This is a genomic window from Enterococcus sp. VV15, assembly GCF_005236045.1.
GTDB classification, from domain to species: domain Bacteria; phylum Bacillota; class Bacilli; order Lactobacillales; family Enterococcaceae; genus Enterococcus_B; species Enterococcus_B durans.
Map to the genome: position 1 here is coordinate 104,514 of NZ_QPTY01000001.1, position 25,122 is coordinate 129,635.

Annotated in this window: 26 protein-coding genes and 1 tRNA gene; 22 read left to right on the forward strand and 5 right to left on the reverse strand. The window is 39.4% G+C overall.

Annotation, left to right across the window (positions count from 1 at the left end):
* Nucleotides 1-94 precede the first annotated feature (94 nt).
* From DVW83_RS00550 to DVW83_RS00595, 10 genes are all read left to right on the forward strand, one after another.
* Nucleotides 95-418, forward strand: coding sequence for a hypothetical protein (locus DVW83_RS00550; RefSeq protein ID WP_104660533.1), 324 nt, complete (start codon nucleotides 95-97; stop codon nucleotides 416-418).
* On the forward strand, nucleotides 405-2,399 hold the full coding sequence (locus tag DVW83_RS00555) for a V-type ATP synthase subunit I (RefSeq protein WP_104660534.1): 1,995 nt from the start codon (nucleotides 405-407) through the stop codon (nucleotides 2,397-2,399). Before DVW83_RS00550 ends, DVW83_RS00555 begins: the two co-directional genes overlap by 14 nt.
* A gap of 24 nt (nucleotides 2,400-2,423) precedes the next feature.
* Nucleotides 2,424-2,894: a V-type ATP synthase subunit K gene (locus tag DVW83_RS00560; protein WP_104660535.1), complete on the forward strand. Its 471-nt coding sequence runs from the start codon at nucleotides 2,424-2,426 to the stop codon at nucleotides 2,892-2,894.
* A gap of 21 nt (nucleotides 2,895-2,915) precedes the next feature.
* The gene (locus tag DVW83_RS00565; protein WP_104660536.1) at nucleotides 2,916-3,500 is read left to right on the forward strand and encodes an ATPase V; all 585 of its coding nucleotides are present in this window, start codon (nucleotides 2,916-2,918) and stop codon (nucleotides 3,498-3,500) included.
* A 13-nt stretch (nucleotides 3,501-3,513) separates the two neighbouring features.
* Nucleotides 3,514-4,500, forward strand: coding sequence for a V-type ATPase subunit (locus tag DVW83_RS00570; RefSeq protein WP_104660537.1), 987 nt, complete (start codon nucleotides 3,514-3,516; stop codon nucleotides 4,498-4,500).
* Nucleotides 4,490-4,801 (forward strand): V-type ATP synthase subunit F, encoded by a 312-nt coding sequence (locus DVW83_RS00575; protein WP_053109206.1) that lies wholly within the window; start codon nucleotides 4,490-4,492, stop codon nucleotides 4,799-4,801. Before DVW83_RS00570 ends, DVW83_RS00575 begins: the two co-directional genes overlap by 11 nt.
* Nucleotides 4,802-4,821: 20 nt before the next feature.
* Nucleotides 4,822-6,603 carry a V-type ATP synthase subunit A gene (locus DVW83_RS00580; RefSeq protein WP_123862554.1) on the forward strand — a complete coding sequence of 594 codons (1,782 nt, stop codon included), beginning with the start codon at nucleotides 4,822-4,824 and terminating at the stop codon, nucleotides 6,601-6,603.
* Nucleotides 6,596-7,972, forward strand: a complete 1,377-nt coding sequence (locus DVW83_RS00585) for a V-type ATP synthase subunit B (RefSeq protein WP_005878385.1) — start codon at nucleotides 6,596-6,598, stop codon at nucleotides 7,970-7,972. Before DVW83_RS00580 ends, DVW83_RS00585 begins: the two co-directional genes overlap by 8 nt.
* 8 nt (nucleotides 7,973-7,980) lie before the next feature.
* Nucleotides 7,981-8,640: a V-type ATP synthase subunit D gene (locus DVW83_RS00590; protein ID WP_104660539.1), complete on the forward strand. Its 660-nt coding sequence runs from the start codon at nucleotides 7,981-7,983 to the stop codon at nucleotides 8,638-8,640.
* Nucleotides 8,641-8,901: 261 nt separating this feature from the next.
* Nucleotides 8,902-10,248 (forward strand): TrkH family potassium uptake protein, encoded by a 1,347-nt coding sequence (locus tag DVW83_RS00595; RefSeq protein ID WP_104661995.1) that lies wholly within the window; start codon nucleotides 8,902-8,904, stop codon nucleotides 10,246-10,248.
* A gap of 313 nt (nucleotides 10,249-10,561) precedes the next feature.
* Here the strand turns inward: DVW83_RS00595 and gloA are convergent, their stop codons facing one another.
* Nucleotides 10,562-10,933 (reverse strand): lactoylglutathione lyase, encoded by a 372-nt coding sequence (gene gloA, locus DVW83_RS00600; RefSeq protein WP_005878391.1) that lies wholly within the window; start codon nucleotides 10,931-10,933, stop codon nucleotides 10,562-10,564.
* 126 nt (nucleotides 10,934-11,059) lie between these two features.
* Between gloA and DVW83_RS00605 the strand changes: the two genes are divergently transcribed.
* Nucleotides 11,060-11,500 (forward strand): NUDIX hydrolase, encoded by a 441-nt coding sequence (locus DVW83_RS00605; protein ID WP_104661996.1) that lies wholly within the window; start codon nucleotides 11,060-11,062, stop codon nucleotides 11,498-11,500.
* A 261-nt stretch (nucleotides 11,501-11,761) separates the two neighbouring features.
* On the opposite strand, the gene yidA is transcribed toward DVW83_RS00605, so the two are convergent.
* From yidA to DVW83_RS00620, 3 genes are read right to left on the reverse strand one after another with little or no spacing between them, the layout of a single operon-like run.
* Entirely contained in the window at nucleotides 11,762-12,571 is an 810-nt protein-coding gene (gene yidA, locus DVW83_RS00610) for a sugar-phosphatase (RefSeq protein ID WP_104661401.1), read from the reverse strand.
* Nucleotides 12,572-12,586: 15 nt separating this feature from the next.
* On the reverse strand, nucleotides 12,587-13,957 hold the full coding sequence (locus DVW83_RS00615) for an HD domain-containing protein (protein WP_104661402.1): 1,371 nt from the start codon (nucleotides 13,955-13,957) through the stop codon (nucleotides 12,587-12,589).
* Entirely contained in the window at nucleotides 13,941-14,771 is an 831-nt protein-coding gene (locus tag DVW83_RS00620; protein WP_104661403.1) for a lipoate--protein ligase family protein, read from the reverse strand. Before DVW83_RS00620 ends, DVW83_RS00615 begins: the two co-directional genes overlap by 17 nt.
* Nucleotides 14,772-14,959: 188 nt before the next feature.
* Between DVW83_RS00620 and DVW83_RS00625 the strand changes: the two genes are divergently transcribed.
* From DVW83_RS00625 to DVW83_RS00675, 11 genes are all read left to right on the forward strand, one after another.
* Nucleotides 14,960-15,397, forward strand: a complete 438-nt coding sequence (locus DVW83_RS00625; protein WP_104661404.1) for a DUF1934 domain-containing protein — start codon at nucleotides 14,960-14,962, stop codon at nucleotides 15,395-15,397.
* A 75-nt stretch (nucleotides 15,398-15,472) separates the two neighbouring features.
* Nucleotides 15,473-16,078, forward strand: a complete 606-nt coding sequence (rpoE, locus tag DVW83_RS00630; RefSeq protein ID WP_016177384.1) for a DNA-directed RNA polymerase subunit delta — start codon at nucleotides 15,473-15,475, stop codon at nucleotides 16,076-16,078.
* Nucleotides 16,079-16,649: 571 nt separating this feature from the next.
* Nucleotides 16,650-17,069, forward strand: a complete 420-nt coding sequence (locus DVW83_RS00635; protein ID WP_238699318.1) for an RNA polymerase sigma factor — start codon at nucleotides 16,650-16,652, stop codon at nucleotides 17,067-17,069.
* Between the two features lie 13 nt (nucleotides 17,070-17,082).
* Nucleotides 17,083-17,973 (forward strand): RsiV family protein, encoded by an 891-nt coding sequence (locus DVW83_RS00640; protein WP_104661687.1) that lies wholly within the window; start codon nucleotides 17,083-17,085, stop codon nucleotides 17,971-17,973.
* A gap of 93 nt (nucleotides 17,974-18,066) precedes the next feature.
* The gene (locus tag DVW83_RS00645; RefSeq protein ID WP_104661686.1) at nucleotides 18,067-18,477 is read left to right on the forward strand and encodes a hypothetical protein; all 411 of its coding nucleotides are present in this window, start codon (nucleotides 18,067-18,069) and stop codon (nucleotides 18,475-18,477) included.
* 290 nt (nucleotides 18,478-18,767) lie between these two features.
* Nucleotides 18,768-19,490, forward strand: a complete 723-nt coding sequence (locus tag DVW83_RS00650; protein ID WP_137238902.1) for a GntR family transcriptional regulator, LSA1692 subfamily — start codon at nucleotides 18,768-18,770, stop codon at nucleotides 19,488-19,490.
* 4 nt (nucleotides 19,491-19,494) lie between these two features.
* Nucleotides 19,495-20,793, forward strand: a complete 1,299-nt coding sequence (locus DVW83_RS00655; RefSeq protein ID WP_104661684.1) for a Sapep family Mn(2+)-dependent dipeptidase — start codon at nucleotides 19,495-19,497, stop codon at nucleotides 20,791-20,793.
* Nucleotides 20,794-20,944: 151 nt separating this feature from the next.
* Nucleotides 20,945-21,892 (forward strand): N(4)-(beta-N-acetylglucosaminyl)-L-asparaginase, encoded by a 948-nt coding sequence (locus tag DVW83_RS00660; protein ID WP_104661683.1) that lies wholly within the window; start codon nucleotides 20,945-20,947, stop codon nucleotides 21,890-21,892.
* 58 nt (nucleotides 21,893-21,950) lie between these two features.
* Nucleotides 21,951-22,280 carry a PTS sugar transporter subunit IIB gene (locus DVW83_RS00665; protein WP_104661682.1) on the forward strand — a complete coding sequence of 110 codons (330 nt, stop codon included), beginning with the start codon at nucleotides 21,951-21,953 and terminating at the stop codon, nucleotides 22,278-22,280.
* 61 nt (nucleotides 22,281-22,341) lie between these two features.
* Complete coding sequence (gene celB / locus DVW83_RS00670; RefSeq protein ID WP_104661681.1) at nucleotides 22,342-23,697, forward strand: PTS cellobiose transporter subunit IIC; 1,356 nt, start codon at nucleotides 22,342-22,344, stop codon at nucleotides 23,695-23,697.
* Between the two features lie 14 nt (nucleotides 23,698-23,711).
* Nucleotides 23,712-24,230, forward strand: coding sequence for a GrdB-related putative oxidoreductase (locus DVW83_RS00675; protein ID WP_104661680.1), 519 nt, complete (start codon nucleotides 23,712-23,714; stop codon nucleotides 24,228-24,230).
* 818 nt (nucleotides 24,231-25,048) lie between these two features.
* On the opposite strand, the gene DVW83_RS00685 is transcribed toward DVW83_RS00675, so the two are convergent.
* Nucleotides 25,049-25,120, reverse strand: a tRNA-Arg gene (locus tag DVW83_RS00685).
* Between the last annotated feature and the right edge of the window lie 2 nt (nucleotides 25,121-25,122).

Sequence of the window (25,122 nt, forward strand, 5' to 3'; positions counted from 1 at the left end):
TGCCTGATTTTAAACAGTTATCTTAAAAGGGTACATACTTTCAATGAAAAAGAAAGCATGTGCCCTTTTTTTTAACAGAAAGGATGTGTGAATTTTGCTAGAGGCTCTAGAGAAGATACAAGAAGCGGAACAAAAAAATCAACAATCGTTGGTCAAATTAAACGAAGAATTAAATAATTATTCTGAGTCAAAAGAAAAAGAATTAGCAGCAATAGAAGAAAAACATCGGCAACAGTTAGCGCAGTTGATCGAGGAGAAAATCAGTTTGGAAGAAAAACAAACTGCAGAACAAAAAGCGCAGTTGAAGGCAACTGAAAAAGAACTTCGGGAACGCTTGCTTGAGCAATATCAGACACATCAAGAACAAGCAATCGCGGCGATTATCGAAAGGGTGATACAGACATATGGCCGTCACTAAGATGGAAAAAGTGACTCTCATTTCAGATAAGAAAAATCAAGAGCAGATCCTGCAAGCTGTCCAAGGAATGCATGCTGTTGAAATTCGTGACCTTTTTCAAGAATCTGAGAATAATGAATGGGTAGAAAAATATTTCCCTGAAACAGCTACGATCGACAAAGAATCTAAGGTAGCCGTTTTGACAAGTGAACTATCAGAAATAAGAACAGCGATTCAATTTATTGAACATCACGGGGAAAAAGGACAGAAAAAAAGACATCTAAAAAGACGGGAACTCTCTTTACAAGAATTGGAAAGAGATTACTCTGAAGAGGCGTTTCAAAGGAAATTAAATGAAGTACTCTCACTGAAAGAACGATGGGAACAATTGATAAATGAACGTGATCAGTTAGAAAGCGAAGAAGAATGGTTGAATAACTGGCAAAATCTTGATGCGGCACCTTCTGCTTTTCTTAGTCAGGTTACGTCATTCGTCATCGGAACAGTCAGTGCAGCCAATGCCGAAGCCTTCAAGGAAGAACTGGCAAAGATACAAGATATCTATCTTGAGGAAGTCAACGCGACACAAACAACGGTCTATTTTGCTTATATCGTTTTGCAAAACAAGATACAAGCTGTAGATGATATCACTAGTCGTTATGGGTTCGTCAAAGAAGAGTATAAATACGAAAATAGTCCGCGCCAACAGCTAAATGTTGCAAAGAAACAACTAACTGAAATCAGTAAGCAACAAAAGAAGCTTGCTTCTGAAATTGCTAGTTGCAGCGGCTATATTGTTGAATTTGAATGGACAGAAGAAATCCTTTTGGCTAGAGCGGAGCGAGTAGCAATCACGAATCGACTGGTCCGCTCACCATACTTGATCATTGTGCAAGGTTGGATAGATAGTGAAGAAAAAGAAGATTTTATCCATTTGTTGCAACAAGAATATTTGGCAGAAGAAGTATATGTGAGTTTTGAAGAACCAACGGTGAACGAAATAGCGGAAGAAGTACCAACTAAACTGAAAAATCATCCAATCGTAGCACCATTTGAAATGTTGACGGAGATGTACAGTTTGCCAAAGTATGAAGAGGTAGATCCTACGCCATGGATGACCCCATTTTATCTAGTCTTTTTCGGGATGATGGTGGCTGATATCGGGTATGGATTACTGATGTTTCTAGGCGCTTTTCTTGTCCAAAGATTCATCGTATTGCCTCGTAGTATGCAGCGATTTGCTAAATTTTTTGAGATTTTAGCGGTCCCTTCAATTATTTGGGGATTCATCTATAGTTCCTTCTTTGGAAACGAGCTACCAAAAGAGATAGTTGGTATCCATTTACCGTTTCCGATATTATCAACGACCAACGATGTCAATACGATCTTGATCTTGTCTGTCATCTTTGGCTTGATCCAAATACTAGTTGGATTATTTATTGCAGCAAAGGAAAACATGAAACGTAAAGCGTATATTGATGCGATCAATGAAGGTTTCGCTTGGCAAGGGATTTTGATGGGGATCATCTTTGTTTTGTTAGGCATGATGGTCTTAAAGAATCAAGCATTTGTTTACCTAGGAATCGGATTAGCAGTTCTTTCCGCATTGTGCATCCTGATCATTCCTATTTTTCAATCTTCATCGAAAGTCAAGGGGATGGCGAAGGGTGCCTATAACTTGTATGGCTTGACCGGATATATCGGAGATTTGGTCAGTTACACTCGTTTGATGGCTTTAGGAATATCTGGAGGGAGCATCGGTGCTGCGTTCAATATGTTAGTGGCATTCATGCCGCCCGCTGCACGTTTTAGTTTGGGGATCATCCTGATCATTGCGCTTCATGCCCTTAATATGTTTTTGACACTTTTAAGTGCATATGTTCATGGCGCAAGATTACAATACGTTGAATTTTTCGGGAAATTTTATAGTGGAGGTGGACGTGCCTTCAAACCGTTCAAAACAGCGGAGAAATACGTCAACATCAATCATAAGAAAAAATAGATATAATTGGAGGAATTTGAAACAATGATGGATTATTTGATTAGTCAAAACGGTGGAATGGTATTTGCGGTATTAGCGATGGCAACAGCAACGATTTTTTCAGGGATTGGATCTGCTAAAGGAGTTGGTATGACAGGGGAAGCTGCAGCAGCTTTGACGACAAGCCAACCGGAAAAATTTGGTCAAGCACTGATTTTACAGTTGCTTCCAGGGACACAGGGACTTTACGGATTTGTTATTGCCTTTTTGATCTTCATCAATTTGGGAAACGATATGACAGTTGTTCAAGGACTTAATTTTTTAGGTGCCTCTTTACCAATCGCGTTTACGGGCCTATTTTCTGGTATCGCTCAAGGGAAAGTTGCCGCTGCTGGTATTCAAATCTTAGCGAAAAAACCAGAACACGCAACGAAAGGGATCATTTATGCGGCGATGGTAGAGACATATGCTATCCTAGGATTCGTTATTTCTTTCTTACTTGTTCTAAATGCTTAAGATTCATAAGGAGGAAGCCCAGTGGACGCTATTGATAAAATCATCACGCAGATGAATAAAACAGCGCAAGAAGAACGAACACTTCTCGAAGCGACGAAACGAAATGAAATCGAGCAAGAATTTGAAACGAAGCGATTAAAATTAGAAAATGACTTTCAAAAACAAAAAGCAAGGCAATTAGAAGGCATTGAGCGAAATTACCGCCAATTGAGAAATAGGCAGCAAGTAGAAAGTCGACAACAGACGTTGAATGAGAAGCAAAATTTTTTACAACGGTTATTTACAGAAGCTACTACTCAACTGGAAGGCCAACCTAAAGAAGCGCAAATCGATTTGATGACAGAAATGCTTCATACATTGACTTTGACGGGACAAGTTCGTTTGATTTTAGGCGAAAAAACAGTGGATCATGTTTCTTTAGAATTGATCGATAAGTGGAATAATGAACTTCCCTTTGAATTGGTATTGGATGAAGAAGTGATTGAAAAGCAAGCTGGTTTTTTGATCGATGATCAAGGCGTACAGTATAACTTTTTGTACCGTAATTTAATAAGAGAAGTAGAAGAAACGATGCGCTTTGAAATTGCTCAACAATTATTTGATTAAGGAGGGATGACGAATGGAGTACCATGAATTGAATCCCTTGATACGTGGCAGAGAACTGGAATTGATCTCTAAAGAGACTTTTGACCGAATGCTTCAAGTTGATTCAATCGAAGGTGTTGGAGAGATTTTAAAGACCACGATCTACAGTCCCTATATCCACGAAGGATTTGAGTATGATTTTGAAGACAACCTTGCAAAAGAACGAAGCGAGTTATTCAAATGGTTGAAAGAGTCTTCCCCAGAACCAGAAATTGTTTGGATCTACACGATGCGTTATACATTTCATAATTTGAAGGTGTTGACGAAGTCAGAGATGACTGGAAAAGATTTAGACCATCTGTTCATTGATGATGGGTTCTATACACTTGAGGAAGTAAAAGATGCGATCCATACACAAGCATCGTCTGTCTTACCAAGTAACCTGATGACTTGTATCAAAGAAGTTCGAGAATATTTTGATGCCTCTTCTGTTTTGCAGGGAATAGATGTCATTTATGATCGATGTTTTCTGACAGAACAGCGTAGGTTAGGGGAAAAACTTGGCTATCAAGAGTTACTAGAAGAAATCATCGCTTTCATTGATTTGACGAATATTACAACTATGGCAAGAGGAATCCTACAGCAACAATCTCTTGGATTCATGACCACAGTCATCTCTAGCTCAGGAGAGATTGCGAAGGAAAGTTTCTTGTCTTTTGTGCATAGTAATCTCGAATCGTATATTCAATTTTTACAATCTACAAATTATAGTGAGTTATTAAAACCGATAATACAGGATGGAACGATCGATTTGGTGAGGTTAGAGCAACTGAAAGATGACTATTTAAGTTCTTATTATCAAATTGCTCAGACCCAAGCTTTTGGACCTTTACCTCTATTGGCCTTTATGAACGCGAAAGAAGTAGAATGCAAGAATCTTCGACTGTTGATCATTGGTAAAAGAAATCATTTTTCGATCGAACAGTTAAAAGAAAGGATGAGACAAGTCTATGACGCATAAAATAGGTGTAGTGGGCGATAAAGATTCTGTCTTGCCATTCAAATTATTTGGATTCGATGTTCGAAATAGTGCTACGAAGCAGGAGATCAGACACGCTGTTGATGAGATGGCTAAACAAGGATATGGGGTCATTTATTTAACGGAGCAGTGCGCAAAGGAAATCCCTGAAACGATCGAACGCTATAAAGGACAGTTGACACCAGCAATCATCTTGATCCCAAATCATCAAGGATCTTTGGGGATCGGGATTGCTGAGATACAAAAGAGTGTAGAAAAAGCAGTTGGACAAAATATCTTATAATAGAAAAAGGAGATAATCATTTGCAAATTGGAAAAATCATAAAAGTCTCCGGTCCTCTCGTTATGGCAGAAAATATGTCGGATGCAAGTATCCAAGACATGTGTTTAGTGGGAGATTTAGGAGTCATCGGTGAAATTATCGAGATGCGTGGCGATGTCGCATCGATTCAGGTTTACGAAGAAACTTCAGGCATTGGTCCTGGAGAACCCGTTCGATCGACTGGTGAAGCATTGTCAGTCGAACTTGGACCAGGGATCATCGCTCAAATGTTTGATGGTATCCAACGGCCTTTAGATACATTTATGGAAGTAACTCAAAGTAATTTCCTAGGCCGGGGTATCCAATTGCCCGCATTGGATCATGAGAAAAAATGGTGGTTCGAACCTATAAGTGAAATCGGGGATGAGGTCAGTGCTGGTGATGTAATCGGCTATGTCGACGAAACTAAGATCATCAAGCATAAAATCATGGTTCCTCACGGTATCAAAGGGAAAATCGAGAAGATCGAAAGAGGCTCATTTACGATCGACGAACCAGTCTGTGTCATTAGTACAGAAGATGGCAAGAAAGAATTAACGATGTTACAGAAGTGGCCCGTACGAAGAAGCCGCCCTATTAAAGAAAAATTGAATCCTGATGCACCAATGATCACGGGACAACGGGTCATCGATACATTTTTCCCTGTAACAAAGGGTGGAGCAGCAGCTGTTCCAGGTCCATTCGGTGCGGGAAAGACAGTTGTACAGCATCAGATCGCCAAATGGGCAGATGTTGATTTAGTGGTCTATGTGGGCTGTGGTGAACGTGGCAATGAAATGACGGATGTACTAAACGAGTTTCCAGAATTGATCGATCCAAATACTGGGGAGTCATTGATGGAACGTACAGTATTGATCGCTAACACCTCCAATATGCCGGTAGCGGCCCGAGAAGCTTCTATCTATACAGGTATCACCATCGCGGAATACTTCCGTGATATGGGGTATGATGTGGCAATCATGGCAGATTCAACTTCTCGCTGGGCAGAAGCACTCCGTGAAATGAGCGGACGTTTGGAAGAGATGCCTGGGGATGAAGGTTATCCTGCGTACCTAGGTTCTCGTTTAGCAGAATATTATGAACGTTCTGGTAGAGTGATTGCGTTAGGTTCAGATAATCGTGAAGGCAGTATTACAGCAATCAGCGCAGTTTCACCATCTGGCGGGGATGTTTCAGAACCAGTCACACAAAATACGTTACGGGTCGTGAAAGTTTTCTGGGGATTGGATTCAACGTTAGCCCAAAAACGACATTTCCCATCGATCAACTGGATTCAAAGTTATTCCTTGTATTCAACTGAAGTAGGAAAATATATGGATCAAGTGTTACAAGAAAACTGGTCAGAGATGGTTGCCACTGGCATGCGTATTTTACAGGAAGAAGAACAATTGAATGAAATCGTACGCTTAGTAGGGATCGACTCCTTATCCGACAATGACCGTTTGACATTGGAAGTCGCAAAATCGATCCGTGAAGACTACTTACAACAAAATGCGTTTGATGATGTCGATACATTTACTTCTAGGGAAAAACAATTCAAAATGCTAAAAATGATTTTGATGTTTGGGGAAGAAGCACGAAAGGCTTTAAGTTTAGGTGCGTATCTTAATGAGATCATGGATGGCACTGTTTCTATCAGAGAACGTATCGGTCGAAGCAAATACATTCCAGAAGACGATCTATCAAAATTAGATGCGATCAATCAGGAAATCAAAGAAACGATGAAAGCAATCATCTCTGAAGGGGGAATGACCAATGATTAAAGAATATCGAACGATCGAGGAAGTGGTCGGACCTTTGATGGCGGTAGAAAAAGTTTCTGGAGTAAAGTATGAAGAACTGATCGAAGTCCGCATGCAAAATGGCGAGATCCGTAGAGGACAAGTACTTGAAGTGCAAGAAGATAAAGCGATGGTGCAGATTTTTGAAGGAACTAGTGGAATCAATCTAAGAGATTCTTCTGTTCGTTTCTTAGGTCATCCATTGCAATTGGGTGTATCAGAAGATATGATTGGTCGCGTTTTTGACGGACTAGGTAGACCAAAAGACAATGGACCAGAAATCTTGCCAGAGAAATATTTGGATATCAACGGTGAAGTAATCAATCCCGTTGCGAGAGACTATCCCGATGAGTTCATCCAAACAGGTATTTCGGCAATCGATCATTTGAACACGTTAGTTCGCGGACAAAAACTACCAGTCTTTTCTGGTTCAGGGTTACCCCATAAAGAATTAGCTGCACAAATTGCGAGACAAGCAACTGTACTGGATTCTTCAGATGATTTTGCTGTCGTTTTTGCCGCAATAGGAATCACTTTTGAAGAAGCAGAGTTTTTCATGGAAGATTTCCGTCAAACGGGTGCAATCGATCGTTCGGTGATGTTCATGAATTTGGCCAATGATCCAGCAATCGAAAGGATCGCGACACCAAGAATGGCGCTGACAGCTGCAGAATATCTGGCTTATGAAAAAGGAATGCATGTGTTGGTCATCATGACAGACATGACCAACTATGCCGAAGCGTTGCGCGAAATCTCCGCTGCTCGTCGAGAAGTACCAGGGCGCCGTGGCTATCCGGGCTATCTCTACACGAATTTGGCGACATTGTTTGAACGTGCAGGGCGTATTCGAGGGTTGAAAGGATCAGTGACACAGATACCGATCTTGACGATGCCAGAAGATGATAAGACCCACCCAATACCCGATTTGACCGGCTACATCACTGAAGGACAGATCATTTTGACTAGAGAGCTGTATAAGAGTGGCATCCAGCCACCAATCGATGTATTGCCGTCTCTTTCTCGCTTGAAAGACAAAGGAACAGGTGCTGGGAAAACGCGAGAGGATCATGCAGCAACGATGAATCAACTATTCGCAGCTTATGCACAGGGAAAACAGGCAAAAGAATTAGCTGTCGTTTTGGGCGAATCTGCATTATCAGATGTCGATAAAATCTATGCGAAATTTGCGGAGCGATTCGAGAATGAATATGTGAATCAAGGATTCTATACAAACCGAACAATTACAGAAACACTTGATTTAGGTTGGGAACTTTTAGCGATGCTTCCACGAACTGAATTAAAACGGATCAAAGACGATCTACTGGACAAGTATCTGCCGGAAGGGAAGTGAGTTTTTCGATGCGATTAAACGTCAATCCAACTAGAATGGAATTAACTCGATTAAAAAAACAATTGACGACCGCAACCAGAGGGCATAAACTTTTAAAAGACAAACAGGATGAATTGATGCGACAATTCATTCTATTGATTCGTAAAAATAATGACTTGCGACAGACAGTAGAAAAGACAATGGGACAGGCGATGAGTGACTTCGTTTTGGCGAAATCAACGATCAATGACTCGTTCATCGAGGAGTTGCTCGCTTTGCCTACTGAAAACGTGGAACTTTCTGTCGTAGAGAAAAATATCATGAGTGTCAAAGTACCGATCATGAATTTTCAGTATGATGAGCAACTAAGTGATGCGCCATTAGAATATGGTTTTCTGAATTCCAATGCTGAATTGGATCGTTCGATCGACCGTTTCACTCATTTGTTGCCGAAACTTCTAGAGTTGTCAGAAATCGAAAAATCGTGTCAGTTGATGGCAGAAGAAATCGAGAAGACAAGAAGACGGGTCAATGCTTTAGAGTATATGACGATCCCACAGTTGGAAGAAACGATTTATTATATTAAAATGAAACTGGAAGAAAATGAACGTGCGGAAGTGACTCGTTTGATCAAAGTCAAAAATATGGGCAACAAGCAGCAGCCAAAAAGCGACCGTCCGAGTGAATGATTCTTTAGACGAAACGAAAAAGTTGCTGCAAAAACTTGAGAGAATCGAGAAAGAGGCTGGGGCAGAAGTGTTTAACTCCGAGAAATAAGAAGAAATTCACGAAAATTGCTTTTCAAATTTTTGTGAATTTCGGCTTATTTAAGAAGGAGTTGCTTCTGCTCCCACCCTTTATTCGTTTTTAAAGAATGAGACAAAAGTGTTTCTTAATTTTGTTCCACGCGCTCACTTTTGTAAATGAAAACAAAAAAAGGAATGTCTGTCATGAAAAAGAAAAGGAACAAAAAAATATCGCCTGTACAATTGATTGCGGCAGGATTTTTTGTCTTGATACTCATTGGAGGAGGCTTGCTCTCCTTGCCAATGTTTAGTCAAAACGGGCAACAAACCAATTTTTTGGATGCGTTGTTTACGGCTACTTCGGCAATCTGCGTCACAGGATTGACCACACTAAATACAGCAGAGCATTGGAACAGTGCCGGCCAGTTTTTGATCATGATGCTGATTGAAATAGGTGGATTGGGTTTTATGATGATCCCTATTCTCTTTTTCGCATTAGCGAAGAAAAAAGTCAGCTTCAGTATGCGGATCGTTTTAAAGGAAGCATTGAACCTTGAAGAGATTTCTGGTGTCATGAGTCTTATGCTTTATATCCTGAAATTTGCAGTAGTAATCCAGTTATTGGGTGCCTTAGCATTGAGTTTCGCATTTGTGCCTAAATTTGGCTGGGGTAAAGGTATCTGGTTTAGTATTTTTCATGCAGTATCCAGTTTTTGTAATGCAGGGTTTGATTTACTGGGAGATAGTTTGCATGACTATCAGACAAATGCTTATTTGATCATGGTGATCTCAGTATTGATCATTGCAGGTGGGTTAGGGTTCATTGTTTGGCGAGATTTGTTAAGCTATCACAAAGTAAAAAGAATCACGCTACATTCCAAAATTGCGTTGACAGTGACAGCCAGCCTATTGATCGGTGGATTTATTCTGTTTTTCTTTACGGAAAGAAATGGACTGAAACTAGTAGATGGAACATTTTGGGAAAAGTTAGCGAACACCTTTTTCATGAGTGTGACACCAAGAACTGCAGGGTATTATTCCATTGATTACTTGAGGATGAGCCATGCAGGATTGATCGTAACAATGTTTTTGATGTATATCGGAGGAACTTCTGGGTCAACAGCTGGCGGCTTGAAAACAACGACGTTAGGGATATTGTTCATTCAGATGCGGGCGATGTTCAAAGGGAAAACTCGTGCGGAAGCATTTGGTCGAACAATTCGCCAAGCGGCTGTTCTACGAGCTTTGACACTCTTCTTTATTACTCTGACGTTATGTGTAGTGGCTATCATGATCTTGTCTGTCACAGAAACTATTCCAAGTACTTCGGGAATCGAGTACATTGCTTTTGAAGTATTTTCAGCTTTCGGTACGGTAGGGCTCACAATGGGTCTGACACCAGACTTATCAGTTGTTGGCAAACTGGTCATCATTTCATTGATGTATATCGGACGTGTTGGGGTCATGACTGTCATTTTTTCTTTATTAGTCAAAGCAAATAAAGCAGAACCAAACTACAAGCTCCCTGAAGAAAGTGTCATGATTGGCTAGAGGTTGGAAAAGAAGGGTTTCACTTCAAAAAAATAAAAGGGTCACAGAAATTGCGTTTCAACTTTTTGTGAATATAGGATTGATTACCGAAGAGGCTGCTTCTTTTTCATCGTTTCATATTTAAAGAGGTCGAGACAAAAGCTGTTTAGGTTTGAGAAATTGGATAAAAAAACGAACAATACGCTTTTTGTATTGCTCGTTTTTTTTTAATTTCCGAAAAACCTGACTTTTGGACGCCATTTATTCGAGAGTCTGTAGCAAACCTGATTTTCAGATTTGTCTCGACCACTTTTTTTAGTATCTAGGTAGTGATCTAGCCACGGATGATTTCGATTTTGTAGCCGTCTGGATCTACAATAAAGTAATAAGAAGGGGCTGTTCCAGGCAGACCTTTTAAGTCAGTCACATTGAATCCTTCTGCTTGATGTTTTTCATGAAGTGCTTCTAAATCATCTGAGGCAATCGCAATGTGTCCATAGCCATTTCCTAAATCGTACGCTTCATGGTCATAATTATAAGTAAGCTCTAATTCGTAGTCATCTCCAGGTAAAGTTAAATAAACAAGTGTAAATTTACTTTCTGGAAAGTCGCGACGACGGCTTTCTTCAAAGCCAAATGCCTTTTGATAAAATTCTAGGGAAGCGTCAAGATCTTTTACTCGTACACAAGTATGAGCCATTTTCATAAATAAAATCCATCCTTTCTTTTTTTCAATCATATCAAAAAAAGAATAAAAAAATAATAGATTTGCGCTTGTTTATGAGAAAATTATCATGTAAAATGAAAGAAAATAAGTTTAAGGTGGACAAACATGGATAAACCAGTATTTGGTGAGAAAGAACAATCAGCAGAGTATTTGAATCGATATGCTGCCTATATAATCGTCGAAAAAAATAACGAAATTGCACTGATTGAAGCACCAAATGGAGCCTTTTTTTTACCTGGTGGAGAGATTGAAGGGCAAGAAACAAAGAAAGAAGCACTTCGTCGTGAGTTGATCGAAGAGATGGGGATCGCGGCGGAGATCGAAATCTATCTAGGTGAAGCAGATGAATATTTTTATTCTAATTATCGTAAAACACACTACTATAATCCCGGTTATTTTTATGTTGCAAGCAAGTGGCAACAAGTGGGGGAACCGACTGAAAAAACGAATCAGATCTGGTGGGTAAGTCCCGTTGATGCTATCCAAAAATTGAAACGTGGGAGTCATAAATGGGCTGTTGAGCAATGGCTAACAAAAAAGAAATAAACAAGAAACACAAACCTGAGTAAAGAAGAGGCTGGGACAGAAGTGTTTAACTCCGAGAAATAAGAAGAAATTAACGAAAATTGCTTTTCAAATTTTTGTGAATTTCGGCTGATTTAAGAAGGAGTTGCTTCTGCTCCCACCCTTTATTCGTTTTTAAAGAATGAGATAAAAGTGTTTCTTACTTTTGTCTCAGCCTCACTTAAAAAGGTTTGTGTTTCTTTTTACCTGACCTGCAATAGTAAGGATAGTTTTTAGTTAAAACTATAATACATATTTTTTGATTGCTTCTGCTACACCATGTTCATCGTTTGTTGTCGTGATGACATTTGCTGCTTCTTTCACTAGTGAGATAGCATTTCCCATAGCGACACCTAATCCAGCATATTCGATCATTGAGAGGTCGTTTTCGTTATCACCGATCGCCATAATCTCGTCTTGTGCGATACCCAAATGTTGGGCAAGATTTGCTACAGCTGCTCCTTTGCTTGCTTCTTTATTCAACACTTCAAAGTAATAAGGAGCACTTTTCACTGTCGTATATTTTTCACGGAAAGCTTGCGGCAAACGAGCGATAGCAGCATCTAAGACTGCTGGTTCATCGATCATCATCATCTTCACTAGATTCATATCCGGTGTCATTTCTTCGGGTGTGCGGTATTTCAATGGCATCTTGACTAAGCTTGCTTCATGGATCGTGTAAGCACTGATGTCACGGTTGGGTGTGTAGATTGCTTTGTCATCGATCGAGTGTAGATGGCTACCGACGCGACGTGCCATTACTTCGATCTCTAGGAAATCTTCATGGGTCAATCCATGACGGGCAATGATCTTGCCAGATTTTGTTTGTTGAACTAATGCACCATTATAAGTGATGACATAATCATTTTCTTGGAATAAATCCAATTCATCCAATTGCTCTTTGACACCGGGTAATGGACGACCTGTACATAATACGATGGCCACTCCTTGGGCTACAGCTTTTGCAATTGCTTCTTTGACTTCTGACGTGATTTCTCTTTTTTCATTTAATAGGGTACCATCGATGTCGATGGCGACTAACTTGATAGACATAATTTCCTCCAGTATTTAATTTATTTCCTCGATCAATGAACCATTACGTATATGATGGGCGAATTCTTGATACGTTTCATCAAATAGATCATAGTGGTTTCGTAAAGATGGATCGACCATTTCTTTAGGGAAAAAGAAACGCTCATCTCCTTGCTCTTGTCCAGCAAGAGCAGCCACCAGCTGGCTCACCTCTGATAATTCTACCAAAGTTCTGTCATTTCTCAAAATCTCGATTTGCGTGCGGTGGCGATTTTCCTCAGGACGATAAAAGTCGTAAGGCAGATCGTAACTTGAATTCACTGCAGTATAGTAAATAGGATTATAACCGACTCTTTCAACAAGTGTAGTCAATTCTTTGATCAAGTGTGACGAGCGATCACCAGAAAAGGCAGCTGATTTTAATGGTTTTCGATTTAAAAAGCGTTTGGCTAGATCATTCAAAATGGGATCATCTGATTCTGTCCATTGAGTGAAGTAAGTTCCTAAGACACCGTCATCTAATTTTAAATAGTCATTCAATGTAAATTTTTCATCAAGAAAAGGCAATAAAAGCTGTGAGTGCAACTCAAAACTGCTAGGATCTTCACGATAAAGTTCATGGGCACGGTGCAAGAGATGTTCCAAAATGACTTCCATTCCACGGGAAACTGGATGGAAGTAAACTTGGACATACATCTGGTAACGACTAACGATATAATCTTCCACTGCATGCATCCCACTCATTGAAAAGGCGATGCCACCCTCATACGGACGGATCACACGCAAAATTCGAGTGAGATCGAATGTTCCGTATTCTGTACCAGTGAAGTAGGCATCTCTTAACAAGTAGTCCATGCGATCTGCATCGATTTGGCTAGAAATCATTTGGACGACTTGAGGATTAGGATACGTTTTTTGGATTACGCTCGCGACTTTTTCTGGGAAACCAGCCTCTACTCGGTTAAGAATTTGGTAAACTTCTGTTTCAGGTGAAGTAATGATTTCGACAGTGATTGCTTCGTGATCCGTATGAAAGATATGTTCGAATGTATGTGAATAAGGTCCATGACCGATATCGTGAAGTAGCGCTGCGCATAACGTGACTAAACGTTCTTGATCATCCCAGCCATCACGGCCTATTTTTTCTTGAGGAAAGTTACGGGAAAAAATATCGCAGATCCGTCGCGATATTTCGTATACGCCTAAAGAATGTGTAAAGCGGCTATGTTCAGCTCCATGAAAGGTAAAGGAAGCTGTTCCTAGCTGCTTGATCCGACGAAGGCGTTGGACTTCTTTAGAATTTATCAAATCTAAAATTACTTGATGCTGTACATGGATGTAGTTATGAACAGGATCACGAAAAACTTTTTCCATCGGTAGCATCTGATATTTATAGGGTATAGTCATGGGCAAGCTCCTTTATCTTATTTCGTTCCTGCATACGATCGATCTGTGCTGTCCATTCATCTGTAAGGACATGGTCCTTTTTCCATTGATTGGAGTCAAGTTGCTGATCAAGTAAGTATAATTGATCGAAAGCATGAATGAAGCGTTGCTTTACTTCCTCAACAGTAAAGGAATCAGCAAGCAGTGTTTCTAAAGTCTCCATGCTTTCAGGAATGACTGCAGGATAGCCATTGGTTCCAAAGGCATCTTGTAAAGATGCTTGATAGAATTTTTTCATGGCTGATCCTCTTGCTTGCTGATCGCCATTGACACTTAAATACATCATAACAGAGATGCCATTTTTTATTCTCCGTTGAGAGATCCCGGCAAATTTTTTGCCACGGATACTCAGATCATAAGTACCAGGACAATAGGAATGGTTGACTTCAAAGGCCTGGATGTCAGCCTCAGGAAACGCTACTTTAGTCAGTGTCAGCATTTTTTTGTACGCATCATCGATCGAGATCTTGGCGTCTTCGTCTTGAGGGAAGATCAATGAGATGTTCAAGATCCCACTATCTGAAATAATCCCCAATCCACCAGAATTTCTTACCACTGGGACGAATCCTAAGCCTCTTAATTCCTTTATTCCCTCTTTCAAATAAGGTGTCCGTGTGTCTTTCATTCCTAGAATCACCGTGTGATCGTATTGCCAAAAATGCAAAAAGACCGTATTGTTTTTTTTGGAATACTCGGTTAATATATCCGTCAGGGCAAAAGGGGTAAAATCATTTGTATGATAAGTTTTTTGATCCAAAATGGTTGTTGGATACATGCCATTCACTCCTTTTGTAATTGGTTGATTGAAAAAACAGAGTGTTGAAAGCCTGTTTCTTCATTATTATACTCTAAATGATAAAAGATGTTGTGAAAAAAATCTTCTTAGATTTTCATACAAGTTGGTTGACAAATATGGGAAAACTGGGAACAATGTAGCTATGAGAAGCAAAGGAGAATGAAAAAATGGAACGATCAAATGGTACACCTATTTCAATTAAATTACGCACGAAAGTTCAACAACAAGGTGAACAACAAGATTTTTTCTTTGATTTAAAAGGACAAATGGTCAAAATCGGTGACACTCTATACATACGTTATCAAGAAGTCCAAGAGGGAACAGATAAGGAAGTGCCAGTGACGATCAAGCTGATGCCAGATGGTCATGTCCAATTGATTCGCGCAGGTGAGATGCGGATGCGCTTGAAATTCGGCTACCGTGAGCGCCTAGAAACGAATTATAAAACACCTTACGGAATGATCCAAGTTGAAACATTTACAAAAGAATTACATGTAAGTTTGAAGGATCGACCAACAGCGGGAAAAGTCCTCATTGATTATGATTTATTTATGGGGCCTGAAAAATTAGGCGAATATTATTTAACTTTGGACTTTACTGCTTAAATCGTAAAGAAACGTTTGATTTTTTGCGTTTGATTTTGTATGATAAGGAGTAGACTGTGAAAGGACGTGTCCTGATTGGAAATTAGTGTATTTGAAGGTGCAAACAAAAACGAATTATCGATGATCGAAGTAGCACACGCGATCTTAGAACAACGTGGCGATGTGATGGATTTTTCCGATTTAGCAAACCAAATCCAAAACTATCTTGGAAAATCAGATAGTGAAATTCGTGATTCACTCGCACAATTTTATACTGACTTAAATATTGATGGTAGCTTTATTTCATTAGGCGACAATCGCTGGGGCTTGCGTTCATGGTATGCAATCGATTCAATCGATGAAGAAGTCAACCATGGAATCGACGAAGAAGATGAAGATACACCTCGTCGACGCAAACGTAAAAAAGTAAATGCCTTTATCAATGACGATGAAGATGCAATCGATTATAATGATGACGACCCAGAAGATACTGATTTGTCTGACGAAGACGATGATGATCTTTTTGAAGATGATGATGACGATGATGAAGAAATCGCTGCTTATAACTCTGACCTACAAGAAATAGGTGCAGACGATACAAGTGATGATGAAGAAGAATTGCCAGGAAACATCGAAGAGGATCTAAGCATTATAGAAGATGACGATGAAGACTACGAAGACGAAGAATTTACTGAAGAGTAAATGTCTTTCAAAGAGGGCGGGACAGCAGAAATTACTTCTGCTCCCGCCTTTTGTTCGTATTTAGAAGAGGTCGAGACAAAAGTCGTTTAGGTTTGAGAAATTGGAGAAAAAAGAGGCTGGGACAGAAGTGTTTAACTCCGAGAAATAAGAAGAAATTAACGAAAATTGCTTTTCAAATTTTTGTGGATTTCGGCTTATTTAAGAAGGAGTTGCTTTTGCTCCCATCGTCTATCCGTTTTTAAAGAATGAGACAAAAGTGTTTCTTACTTTTGTACCACGTTCTTTTTTTTTTCGAAATTTCCGAAAAAACTGACTTTTGGACGCCGTTTATTCGAGAGTCTGTAGCAAACCTGATTTTTAGATTTGTCCCACATCCTTTTTTCTATCTTTAAATTAGTATGTACATAAAAAATAAATCATTTTGAAACTTTTTGGTGATTCAAAACGTCATAGTCATAGTAGGTGAGACGGAAAGGGGCTGAGTTCGATTTTTACTAGTTATAGGAAAAAGAAACAGATTGAAAAATCTAAACGTTTATTAAATGGATTGATCCAAACGGAATATGAAAAGATGTATCGGATCACAATGACTTATGTTCATAATAAAGAAGAAGCATTAGATGTCATGCAAGATAGCTTTCACAAAGCATTAACTTATTTTGAGAAAGGAGAAGACATCGAACATTTTGCCGCATGGTTCTATCGAATACTTATCCGAACAGCAATTGATGCTTGGCGAAAACAAAAACGCTACCGCTTTGAACCTTTTGAAGAAGCGCGCTCAGTCGGGGTAGATTCTTCTGAAATTTCTACAAAAGAGCTCTACGAAGTATTAGAAGGTATCGACAGTCCGGAAAAAGAAATTTTGATTCTTCACTTTTTTGAAGGGTTTCGCTTGAAAGAAATCGCTGAGATATTAGAGCTGAACGAAAATACAGTCAAAACCAAGATGTATCGTTCGTTGAATCTGCTAAGAAAAATTTTACAGTAAAGGAGAGTTAAGAATGTATTCTGCCCAAAAAGAACTGGATGTACTAAAGAAAGTATATGGAGAACAAGAAATACCTGAGAACATAAAGAATGAGGTATTCACCCGTTATTCCTTGGAAGAGCATTTGCTCGTTAGGAAGTTAAGAAGAAAAAAACAAATAAAAGGATTTTTAGTCACTATTGCATTATTGGCAGTAACAACTAGCAGTCTGCTTTTTAGCGATCAGGCACGTAGTTTTGCTGAAGACCTCCCGATCATTGGTCCAGCTGTCAGATTGCTCTTAGGGGAGCAGCTGTCTGAGAAGGGTATCACTATCGATGTTCCGCAAGTAATGACAAGTGAAAGTGAAGAAAATGAAACCATCAGCGGATTGAACAAAAAATACTTTCGCGAAGGAAAAGTCGAATTTGAAAAAGCAAAAATGGAGTATCAGGATATTGAAAAGGGTCATTTTCAAGTTACGGGAGATTATCGGAAGGTCCTAGATGATACGCGCTTTTTAGTTGTTGAAAGAAATCTAACAAAAACGGCTGCAGATAGTTATACAGAAAAAAGATATGACACGATCGATAAACAAAACAGTGTAGTTTTATCTTTGTCATTGTTGTTCAAGGATGACCAGTATATTTCTACACTGACTAAAGAGGTCAAACGACAAATGAGCGAACAAGTAAACGAAAATCCAGAGAAATACTACTGGACAAACAAAGATTTTCAAGAAGGAGTAGAAGAAATCCCATTAGTAACGAAGGATACGCCTTTTTACATCAATAAAAATCACGAGCTTGTTTTGGTTTACGACCAGTTCGCTATTGCTCCAGGCTACATGGGGAATCCAGAATTTGTGATTTCAAAAGCGATAACCAGCAAATTATTGGCAACAAGTGATTACTTAGACCGTTAGCTTTGTATCGTCAAAACAGTTTTCATTTGTCTAAAATTCTCCTTTTGCGCTACTATAGTGGTAGACAAAGAAATAATGAAGGAGACGATCAAAATGCTTGATGACAAATTGAAATGTCCACAATGCCAAACGAAATTTTATTATAATGAAGTGACAAATGTTGTCCATCATCGTAAAAAAGAAATGCCGATCCGTTGTCCACAATGTGACTACACGGTCAAAAAGAAATTGTCCCATGGCTATTTCGTCACTTACAAAGAAGAAGAGTTTGAGAATAAAAATTTTGATTTAGGACAAGAACCGTTACCTGAACAATACAAAAATATCAAAACAGGCGCTATCATCAGTTCAGAAGATTACCAACGATTGATCGAAGAGAATGATCGCCTACTCAATGGTCCAATGAGTTCTGAATTGATGGGCGGAGCAAACATGCTTTTAGAAAATGAAGAATTGAATAGTAGCGAAAGTTATGAAGATTATGTTCCTTATCATGAAGACTAAGTTACAGTAATTGAAGAAAACGAAAAGTGTCGGTTCGTTGGAGTGTTCTTGACCGAAATAATTATTTCCGAGTAGGGATAGTTATTTCTGCAGCTGCCAATGAACGACTCTTTTCGTTCATTCAATTGGATAAATTATTCTTAAAATTGAAATTTTAAGTGAAAGTATATACTTATTGGTATATACTTATTTTTGTTAGTATCCTTTTAAAAGTAATTCTAAAGTTGAATTTTTTTTAAATGAAAGGGATACCATATTGTATTAGAAACAGAAAATTAGGAGGGAACGCTGTGAAAAACCAGCCGATATTTCAGGAGATTGTACGCAAAATTGAAGAACGCGTGGAAGATGGTGTTTATGTATCTAGTCAAAAACTACCCTCTGAATATGATCTAGCGGATGAATTTCAATGTAGTCGGCTCACTATACGAAAAGCGATTGACTTATTGATCAGTCAGAATATCTTAGTAAAAGAAAAAGGAAAAGGCACATATGTCATGAAGCAACCAAAGATCCAAAGCGGCTCTGGTGGTCTGCAAAGTTTTACTGAAACGGCTCGTATCCAAGGAAAACAAACAAAAACAGAAGTGCTGGAATATGAGATTTCCAAGGAACTGCCTTTTAAAATAAAACAGGCATTTGGCGAATATGCTTCTGAGCCAATCGTTCACTTGATTCGACTACGGTCTTTTGAAGATGAACCAATGACAGTCGAAAATCTCTACGTACTGAAACGCTATATAGGGGAGGCAACAAAAAAAGAGTTAAGTGCTTCATTGTATCAAGTAATCGAAAAACATATCGATATCGGTTATGCACATCAAGAGGTCGAAGCAGTAAAAATCACTAAAGATGTATCAAAACTACTTAAAGTCCAGGTTGGAGAACCCATGCTGCTAGTTCACTCTATGACGTATTCACCAGCTGCCCGCCCTATTTTATATGACCGCTCGTTTTATCGTGCGGATAAATATACATTCAAAAATACATTGATACGACAGAATAAGGGGTGACACAATGGAAGAGATAGCTGCAAGTATTGATTCACATTGGCAAGAGTTTTTAGTTTTGCTTCAAAAGGTAATGCAAGTCCCAAGTGTGAAAGGCAAACCAGCACATCACGCACCATATGGGACAGAACCAAGAAGAGTATTGGATCTTGTTTTGTCCGAGGCTGCAGCGAAGGGTTTCAAGACGAACGTAATCGATGATGCCATCGGTTATGTTCAATGGGGTGAAAACAGTGAAGAATATATCGGAGTCATTGGCCACCTTGATGTTGTGCCTGCAGGAACAGGTTGGAATTTTCCACCATTTGATTTGACTGAAAAAGCGGGACGTTTTTATGGTCGAGGTATTTTAGACAATAAAGGCCCAATCATTAGTTGTCTTTATGCGCTGTTTTTATTGAAAAAAAGTGGTTTCGTTCCCAAAAAGACGATCAGAATTATATTTGGTACAGATGAAGAAAGCGGGATGTCTGATATCCCACACTATTTAAAGTCAGAAAAACCGCCGATTTTTGGATTTACCCCTGACTGCAAATATCCTGTAGTCTATGGTGAACGTGGAGTCGTCAATGTAACGATCCAGCTTCCCCTTGATCCAGAAGTGCTTGGTCAGATCAGTCAATTTTCAGGAGATCAATACAGAGATCATGTCCCAGATCAATTAGGTGTAACAATCAATGGCACCCCTCATCAGGTGACAGGCAAACGTTCACCAAGCAATGCGCCAGAAATGGGTGAGAATGCGATTACTTTACTCGCCCGTACAGTAAAAGAGACTGAAATACCTCAACAACTACAAAGTTATTTTAGATGGATCGCTGAAAGCTTTCACGACAAACACTATGGCGAAGGAATCGATCTTGCCTTGGCAGATAAGGATTCTGGTAAACTCATCCTTACACCAGTGGTTTTACAAAAGAGCGAGACGGGTTTGGATCTGGAAGTCGCATTCCGTTACCCAGTTTCTGCTAGTGAAGACGAGGTACTTCGTCGATTGGCACAACAGTTGCCTAAAGGTGCTTCTTATGAGGTGAAACGAAGTATTCCGGGATTCTGTCGTGAAAAAGACTCACTAGAGATCCAAAAACTATCGATGATCTATGGTGAAGTCACCGGTAATGACCCAACACCAGTAACAACCACAGGGGCTACGTATGCTAGAAAGATACCGAATACGTTAGCATTTGGTCCTTCATTTCCAGGGCAAAAAGGGATTGCGCATAATAAAAACGAATATATGGATGTAGCAGATCTACGTATGAATTTAGAGATCTATCTAAAAAGTATCCAGGCACTGTTAGAATAGTTTCTATAGTGGAAGATTTTTATAATGAAATAAAGAAGGCTTATCTTATAAATCGATTAGATTTTTGGATAAGCCTCTTTTTAGTATAGACATATTAGTATATACTAAATAAAAATAATTGTAAGCGTTACTATAGTTAGGAGGAGTAGGTATGTGGGGAATTATAGCAACTTGGCGCATGGCGCATGACGGCATTCTCGCAGCAAAAAAATTACTCGAAGAGCAAAGCACTTGTGGGGATGCTGTTGAAACGGCCATCAAGTGTGTGGAAGATTATCCATTTTATAAATCAGTCGGGTATGGCGGACTGCCAAATGAACGTGGGATCGTAGAGATGGATGCAGCATTCATGGATGGTGATACATTCAAGATAGGGGCTGTCGCAGGGATTGTTGATATAGCCAATCCAATTGCAGTCGCGCGTCGGTTAAGTGAGGAAAAATTCAATAGTTTCCGAGTCGGGCAAGGAGCAACCGAATATGCGATGTTGGCAGGTTTCGAACGTAAAAATATGTTGACAGAGCGAGCAAAAAAAATCTGGCAAAAACGATTAGACGAAATGGCAAAAACAAATTTAAGTCCATATGATGGTCATGACACAGTTGGCGTTGTTGCCTTAGATAAATCCCGAAGCATGGCTGCAGGAACCTCTAGTTCAGGACTATTCATGAAAAAACAAGGACGTGTAGGCGATTCTCCGTTGTCAGGTTCAGGTTTTTATGTCGATAGTAAAATCGGTGGTGCAGCTGCTACAGGTCTTGGGGAAGATTTGATGAAAGGCTGTTTGTCATATGAAATCGTTCGATTGATGGACGAAGGACTTTCCCCACAAGCAGCGTGTGACCAAGCAGTATATCGGTTCAGCGACACGCTGAAAGAACGTTATGGAAAAGCGGGTGCTTTTTCACTGATCGCAATGAATAATGAAGGTGAGTGGGGTGTTGCGACAAATGTCGAATTTACATTCAGTCTTGCAACTGAGAAAGAGCAACCAGCTATTTACTTAGCAAATCCAGGACCAGAACAAAACACGATCATTGAGCCGATCACTAAAGAATGGTTGGAAGCATATGAGAAGAGAATCAAAGCACCAGTTTAACAAATCTGTTTATACAGCTGGCTCTCAGCTATTATTTATAAATTAAGGAGGAAGAAGAATGGCGACAAAAAAAATCTATTTGTTTTGCGAAGCAGGAATGTCTACAAGTATCATGGTCAACAAAATGATGGAGGTCGTGAAAAAACACAAAATGCCTTTGGAAATCAGTGCTTTTCCAGCAATTCATGCGGAAGAGAAAGTCGAACAAGCAAAACCAGTAGCAATCTTACTTGGACCGCAAGTTCGTCATTTGAGTGACAAGATGAAGCAAACATTTGAACCACAAGGAATACCAGTCGGCACGATTGCAGCGGAAGCATATGGCATGATGGACGGCGAACGTGCAATGAAAGATGTTTTAAAATTGATCAAAGATAGTAAAAAGTAAACAGTAAATAGCAATGTAACCGGTAACAGTCAAAATCAAACATAAGATCGGAGGAAAAAAGATGCAGAAATTTTTAAATTGGCTGGAAAGAGTCCTTACACCAATGGCGAAAACCATTGGCGAAAACAAATATCTAATTGCTATTCGGGATGGGTTTCTACTTTCTACCCCATTATTGATCGTAGGATCATTATTCTTAGTATTGACCAATTTCCCGATTCCTAACTGGAATGAAATCATGAGCGGATTTTTAGGTGACGACTGGGCAACGATGCTGAATAAACCGGCAACAGCCAGTTTTGATATCATGACGATCCTCGCTGTTGGTGGGATCGGCTATAGTTTAGCGAAACAGTTCAAAGTCGATGCGATGCAGGCAGCAATCATTTCATTAGTTTCGTTCTTTATCGTGACACCTTTTTCAACGACTTTCACTCCAGAAGGCTCTACCGAAGTATATGAAGTAGGAAGCCTTCCATTACGCTGGATGGGTTCAAGCGGTCTATTCTTGGGAATGGTCGTTGCATTGCTCTCAGCGAGGATGTTCGTTGCGCTGATTCGCAAAGGCTGGACGATCAAAATGCCAGAAGGCGTCCCTCCAACTGTTGTGAAATCATTTGAGGCACTTATCCCTAGTTTTGTTATCCTCACATTTTTCATGGTAGCAAATTGGTTAGCAGATTTAACTTCATATGGAAACCTGCAAGAAATTTTATTCAAGTTTTTGCAAATGCCATTGTTAAGTTTGGGAAATACGCTAGGAGCCATGATCATTGCGTACTTATTCTTACACTTTTTCTGGTTCTTTGGAATCAACGGATCAAGTGTAGTCGGAGCAGTATTCAATCCGGTTCTACGTGCGTTATCCATTGAAAATTTAGACGCTTATAAAAATGGTCTGGAAGTTCCTAACATCATTACCGGTCAATTCCAAGACATGTTCGCAACTTTTGGTGGTGGCGGATCAACATTATCATTGATCTTAGTGATGGTCATCATTTGTAAGAGTCAACGTATCAAAAAATTATCTCAATTATCCCTTGTACCAGGAATTTTTGGCATCAATGAACCGATCATTTTCGGTTTGCCGATCGTATTGAATCCAATCATTTTAATCCCATTTGTTCTTGTTCCAACGATCAATATCATCATTGCCTATTTCTGTATGGATTTTGGATTGGTTGCCTACACCAACGGTATCCAGCTTCCTTGGACGACACCACCGATCATTTCTGGATTTTTAGTAAGTGGCTGGCAGGCTTCGATCCTACAAGGTGTTTTGATTTTACTTGGAATGGGAATCTACTATCCATTTATCAAGGTATTAGATAATCAGTACCTAAAAGAAGAACATGAAACGGAAGTAAAAGAAACAGAAGAAATCAATTTTGATGATTTCGATTTTGATACATTGTAAAAAGGAGGTATTTCATGAAAAAGATACTCGTGATTTTGAACCATGTCACGGCTGGTATGGGAAGTGATGAGCAAGCGCAACTGCCTCCAGGAGGAAAAAAAGCAGCGATGGGTCCAGCAGAAACGCTTGTTCCACTATTCAAAGAAAAAGATGCTGAGATTATTGCAACTTTATACTGTGGTGATCAGTACTACGCAAGTCATCCTGAAGAGGTAAACCAAAAATTCATCGGTTTTGCCAAGAAATTCGGCGCTGATGCAGTATTATGCGGCCCAGCAATGCATTATCCCAATTTTGGTATGATGGCAGGTAGCTTAGCAAAAGCATTAGCTAACAATGGAATCCCCGCAGCGGCAGCAATGTCAGCAGAAAACCCAGCTGTTGAAGAATTTCGTGAAACAGTCCCAATTATCAAAATGCCGAAAAAGGGCGGAATCGGCTTAAATCAATCCTACAAAAATATGGCAGAATGCGTCACAGTCCTAGCACAAAGAGGAGAATTGACAGCCGAAGAACAAGAACTCTTATTTTAAAAAATGATTTCTTGTAACGTTTAGTAAAAAGGATCAAGTAAGAATAGTCACCTTAAAAATCAGTTTTTCATGGAGGTTGAGACAGAAGTATTTAACTCCGAGAAATAAGAAGAAATTAACGAAAATTGCTTTTCAAATTTTTGTGAATTTCGGCTTATTTCCGAAAAAGTTGCTTCCGCTCCCACCGTTTATTCGTTTTTAAAGAATGGGACAAAAGTGTTTCTTACTTTTGTCCCACGTTCTATTTTTTGTGAGTTATCTCCATTTTCAAAAGAACAAGAATGAGCAAAAAGAACGTTTGAATTTAAAAAAAACTTAGAACATAACAGTTTTATGACGTTCGTTATTAGATTAGTCTGTAGTTGGAAGTTCTGTAAAGAAGCTATGGAAAAATAAGTGGATGTTTAGTTCATAAAAGGTGATGGGAGAATAAAAATGATCAAACCAATAGTGAAATTAGGTGTGAATGTACTAGCAGGCATCAGTTTATTTGTTGCTCCAGTCATGATCTCTCAAGCGATCTCTGCCAAGGGAGTCTTTGGCAAACAATAATTGAATATGCTGGAACACTCTTGGTGCATAGTTTGGCAATTTTATTTTTAACGTTTTCGCTTAACCGCTTTATTGACGCAATCCACGTGATATCTTCTGCGAGCAAAAATTAAGTGAAAGCTTGATGATAGAGGGGGAAATGTTCGACTTTAAGGGAAATAAAAGAGAGAGAATAAATAAAAAGCTGGTCCTCAATCGAGGACCAGCTTTTTGATTGAAAATTTTAGAAAGCAAAACGCTCTCAAATATGCTAAGATAACAATAGACGCGTCCTGAGGGAATCGAACCCCCGTCTCAAGAACCGGAATCTTACGTGATATCCACTACACTAAGGACGCAA

Excerpts from the sequence above, each read along its gene's own strand:
- DVW83_RS00585 (WP_005878385.1), top strand. The coding sequence starts at position 6,596 with ATGATTAAAGAATATCGAACGATCGAGGAAGTGGTCGGACCTTTGATG.
- DVW83_RS00620 (WP_104661403.1), bottom strand. The coding sequence starts at position 14,771 with ATGTATCCAACAACCATTTTGGATCAAAAAACTTATCATACAAATGAT.
- DVW83_RS00605 (WP_104661996.1), top strand. The coding sequence starts at position 11,060 with ATGGATAAACCAGTATTTGGTGAGAAAGAACAATCAGCAGAGTATTTG.
- DVW83_RS00655 (WP_104661684.1), top strand. The coding sequence starts at position 19,495 with ATGGAAGAGATAGCTGCAAGTATTGATTCACATTGGCAAGAGTTTTTA.
- DVW83_RS00560 (WP_104660535.1), top strand. The coding sequence starts at position 2,424 with ATGATGGATTATTTGATTAGTCAAAACGGTGGAATGGTATTTGCGGTA.
- DVW83_RS00570 (WP_104660537.1), top strand. The coding sequence starts at position 3,514 with ATGGAGTACCATGAATTGAATCCCTTGATACGTGGCAGAGAACTGGAA.
- DVW83_RS00635 (WP_238699318.1), top strand. The coding sequence starts at position 16,650 with ATGTATCGGATCACAATGACTTATGTTCATAATAAAGAAGAAGCATTA.
- yidA (WP_104661401.1), bottom strand. The coding sequence starts at position 12,571 with ATGTCTATCAAGTTAGTCGCCATCGACATCGATGGTACCCTATTAAAT.
- DVW83_RS00675 (WP_104661680.1), top strand. The coding sequence starts at position 23,712 with ATGAAAAAGATACTCGTGATTTTGAACCATGTCACGGCTGGTATGGGA.
- DVW83_RS00590 (WP_104660539.1), top strand. The coding sequence starts at position 7,981 with ATGCGATTAAACGTCAATCCAACTAGAATGGAATTAACTCGATTAAAA.
- DVW83_RS00625 (WP_104661404.1), top strand. The coding sequence starts at position 14,960 with ATGGAACGATCAAATGGTACACCTATTTCAATTAAATTACGCACGAAA.
- DVW83_RS00555 (WP_104660534.1), top strand. The coding sequence starts at position 405 with ATGGCCGTCACTAAGATGGAAAAAGTGACTCTCATTTCAGATAAGAAA.
- DVW83_RS00640 (WP_104661687.1), top strand. The coding sequence starts at position 17,083 with ATGTATTCTGCCCAAAAAGAACTGGATGTACTAAAGAAAGTATATGGA.
- DVW83_RS00645 (WP_104661686.1), top strand. The coding sequence starts at position 18,067 with ATGCTTGATGACAAATTGAAATGTCCACAATGCCAAACGAAATTTTAT.
- DVW83_RS00615 (WP_104661402.1), bottom strand. The coding sequence starts at position 13,957 with ATGACTATACCCTATAAATATCAGATGCTACCGATGGAAAAAGTTTTT.
- DVW83_RS00660 (WP_104661683.1), top strand. The coding sequence starts at position 20,945 with ATGTGGGGAATTATAGCAACTTGGCGCATGGCGCATGACGGCATTCTC.
- DVW83_RS00575 (WP_053109206.1), top strand. The coding sequence starts at position 4,490 with ATGACGCATAAAATAGGTGTAGTGGGCGATAAAGATTCTGTCTTGCCA.
- gloA (WP_005878391.1), bottom strand. The coding sequence starts at position 10,933 with ATGAAAATGGCTCATACTTGTGTACGAGTAAAAGATCTTGACGCTTCC.
- DVW83_RS00595 (WP_104661995.1), top strand. The coding sequence starts at position 8,902 with ATGAAAAAGAAAAGGAACAAAAAAATATCGCCTGTACAATTGATTGCG.
- DVW83_RS00665 (WP_104661682.1), top strand. The coding sequence starts at position 21,951 with ATGGCGACAAAAAAAATCTATTTGTTTTGCGAAGCAGGAATGTCTACA.
- celB (WP_104661681.1), top strand. The coding sequence starts at position 22,342 with ATGCAGAAATTTTTAAATTGGCTGGAAAGAGTCCTTACACCAATGGCG.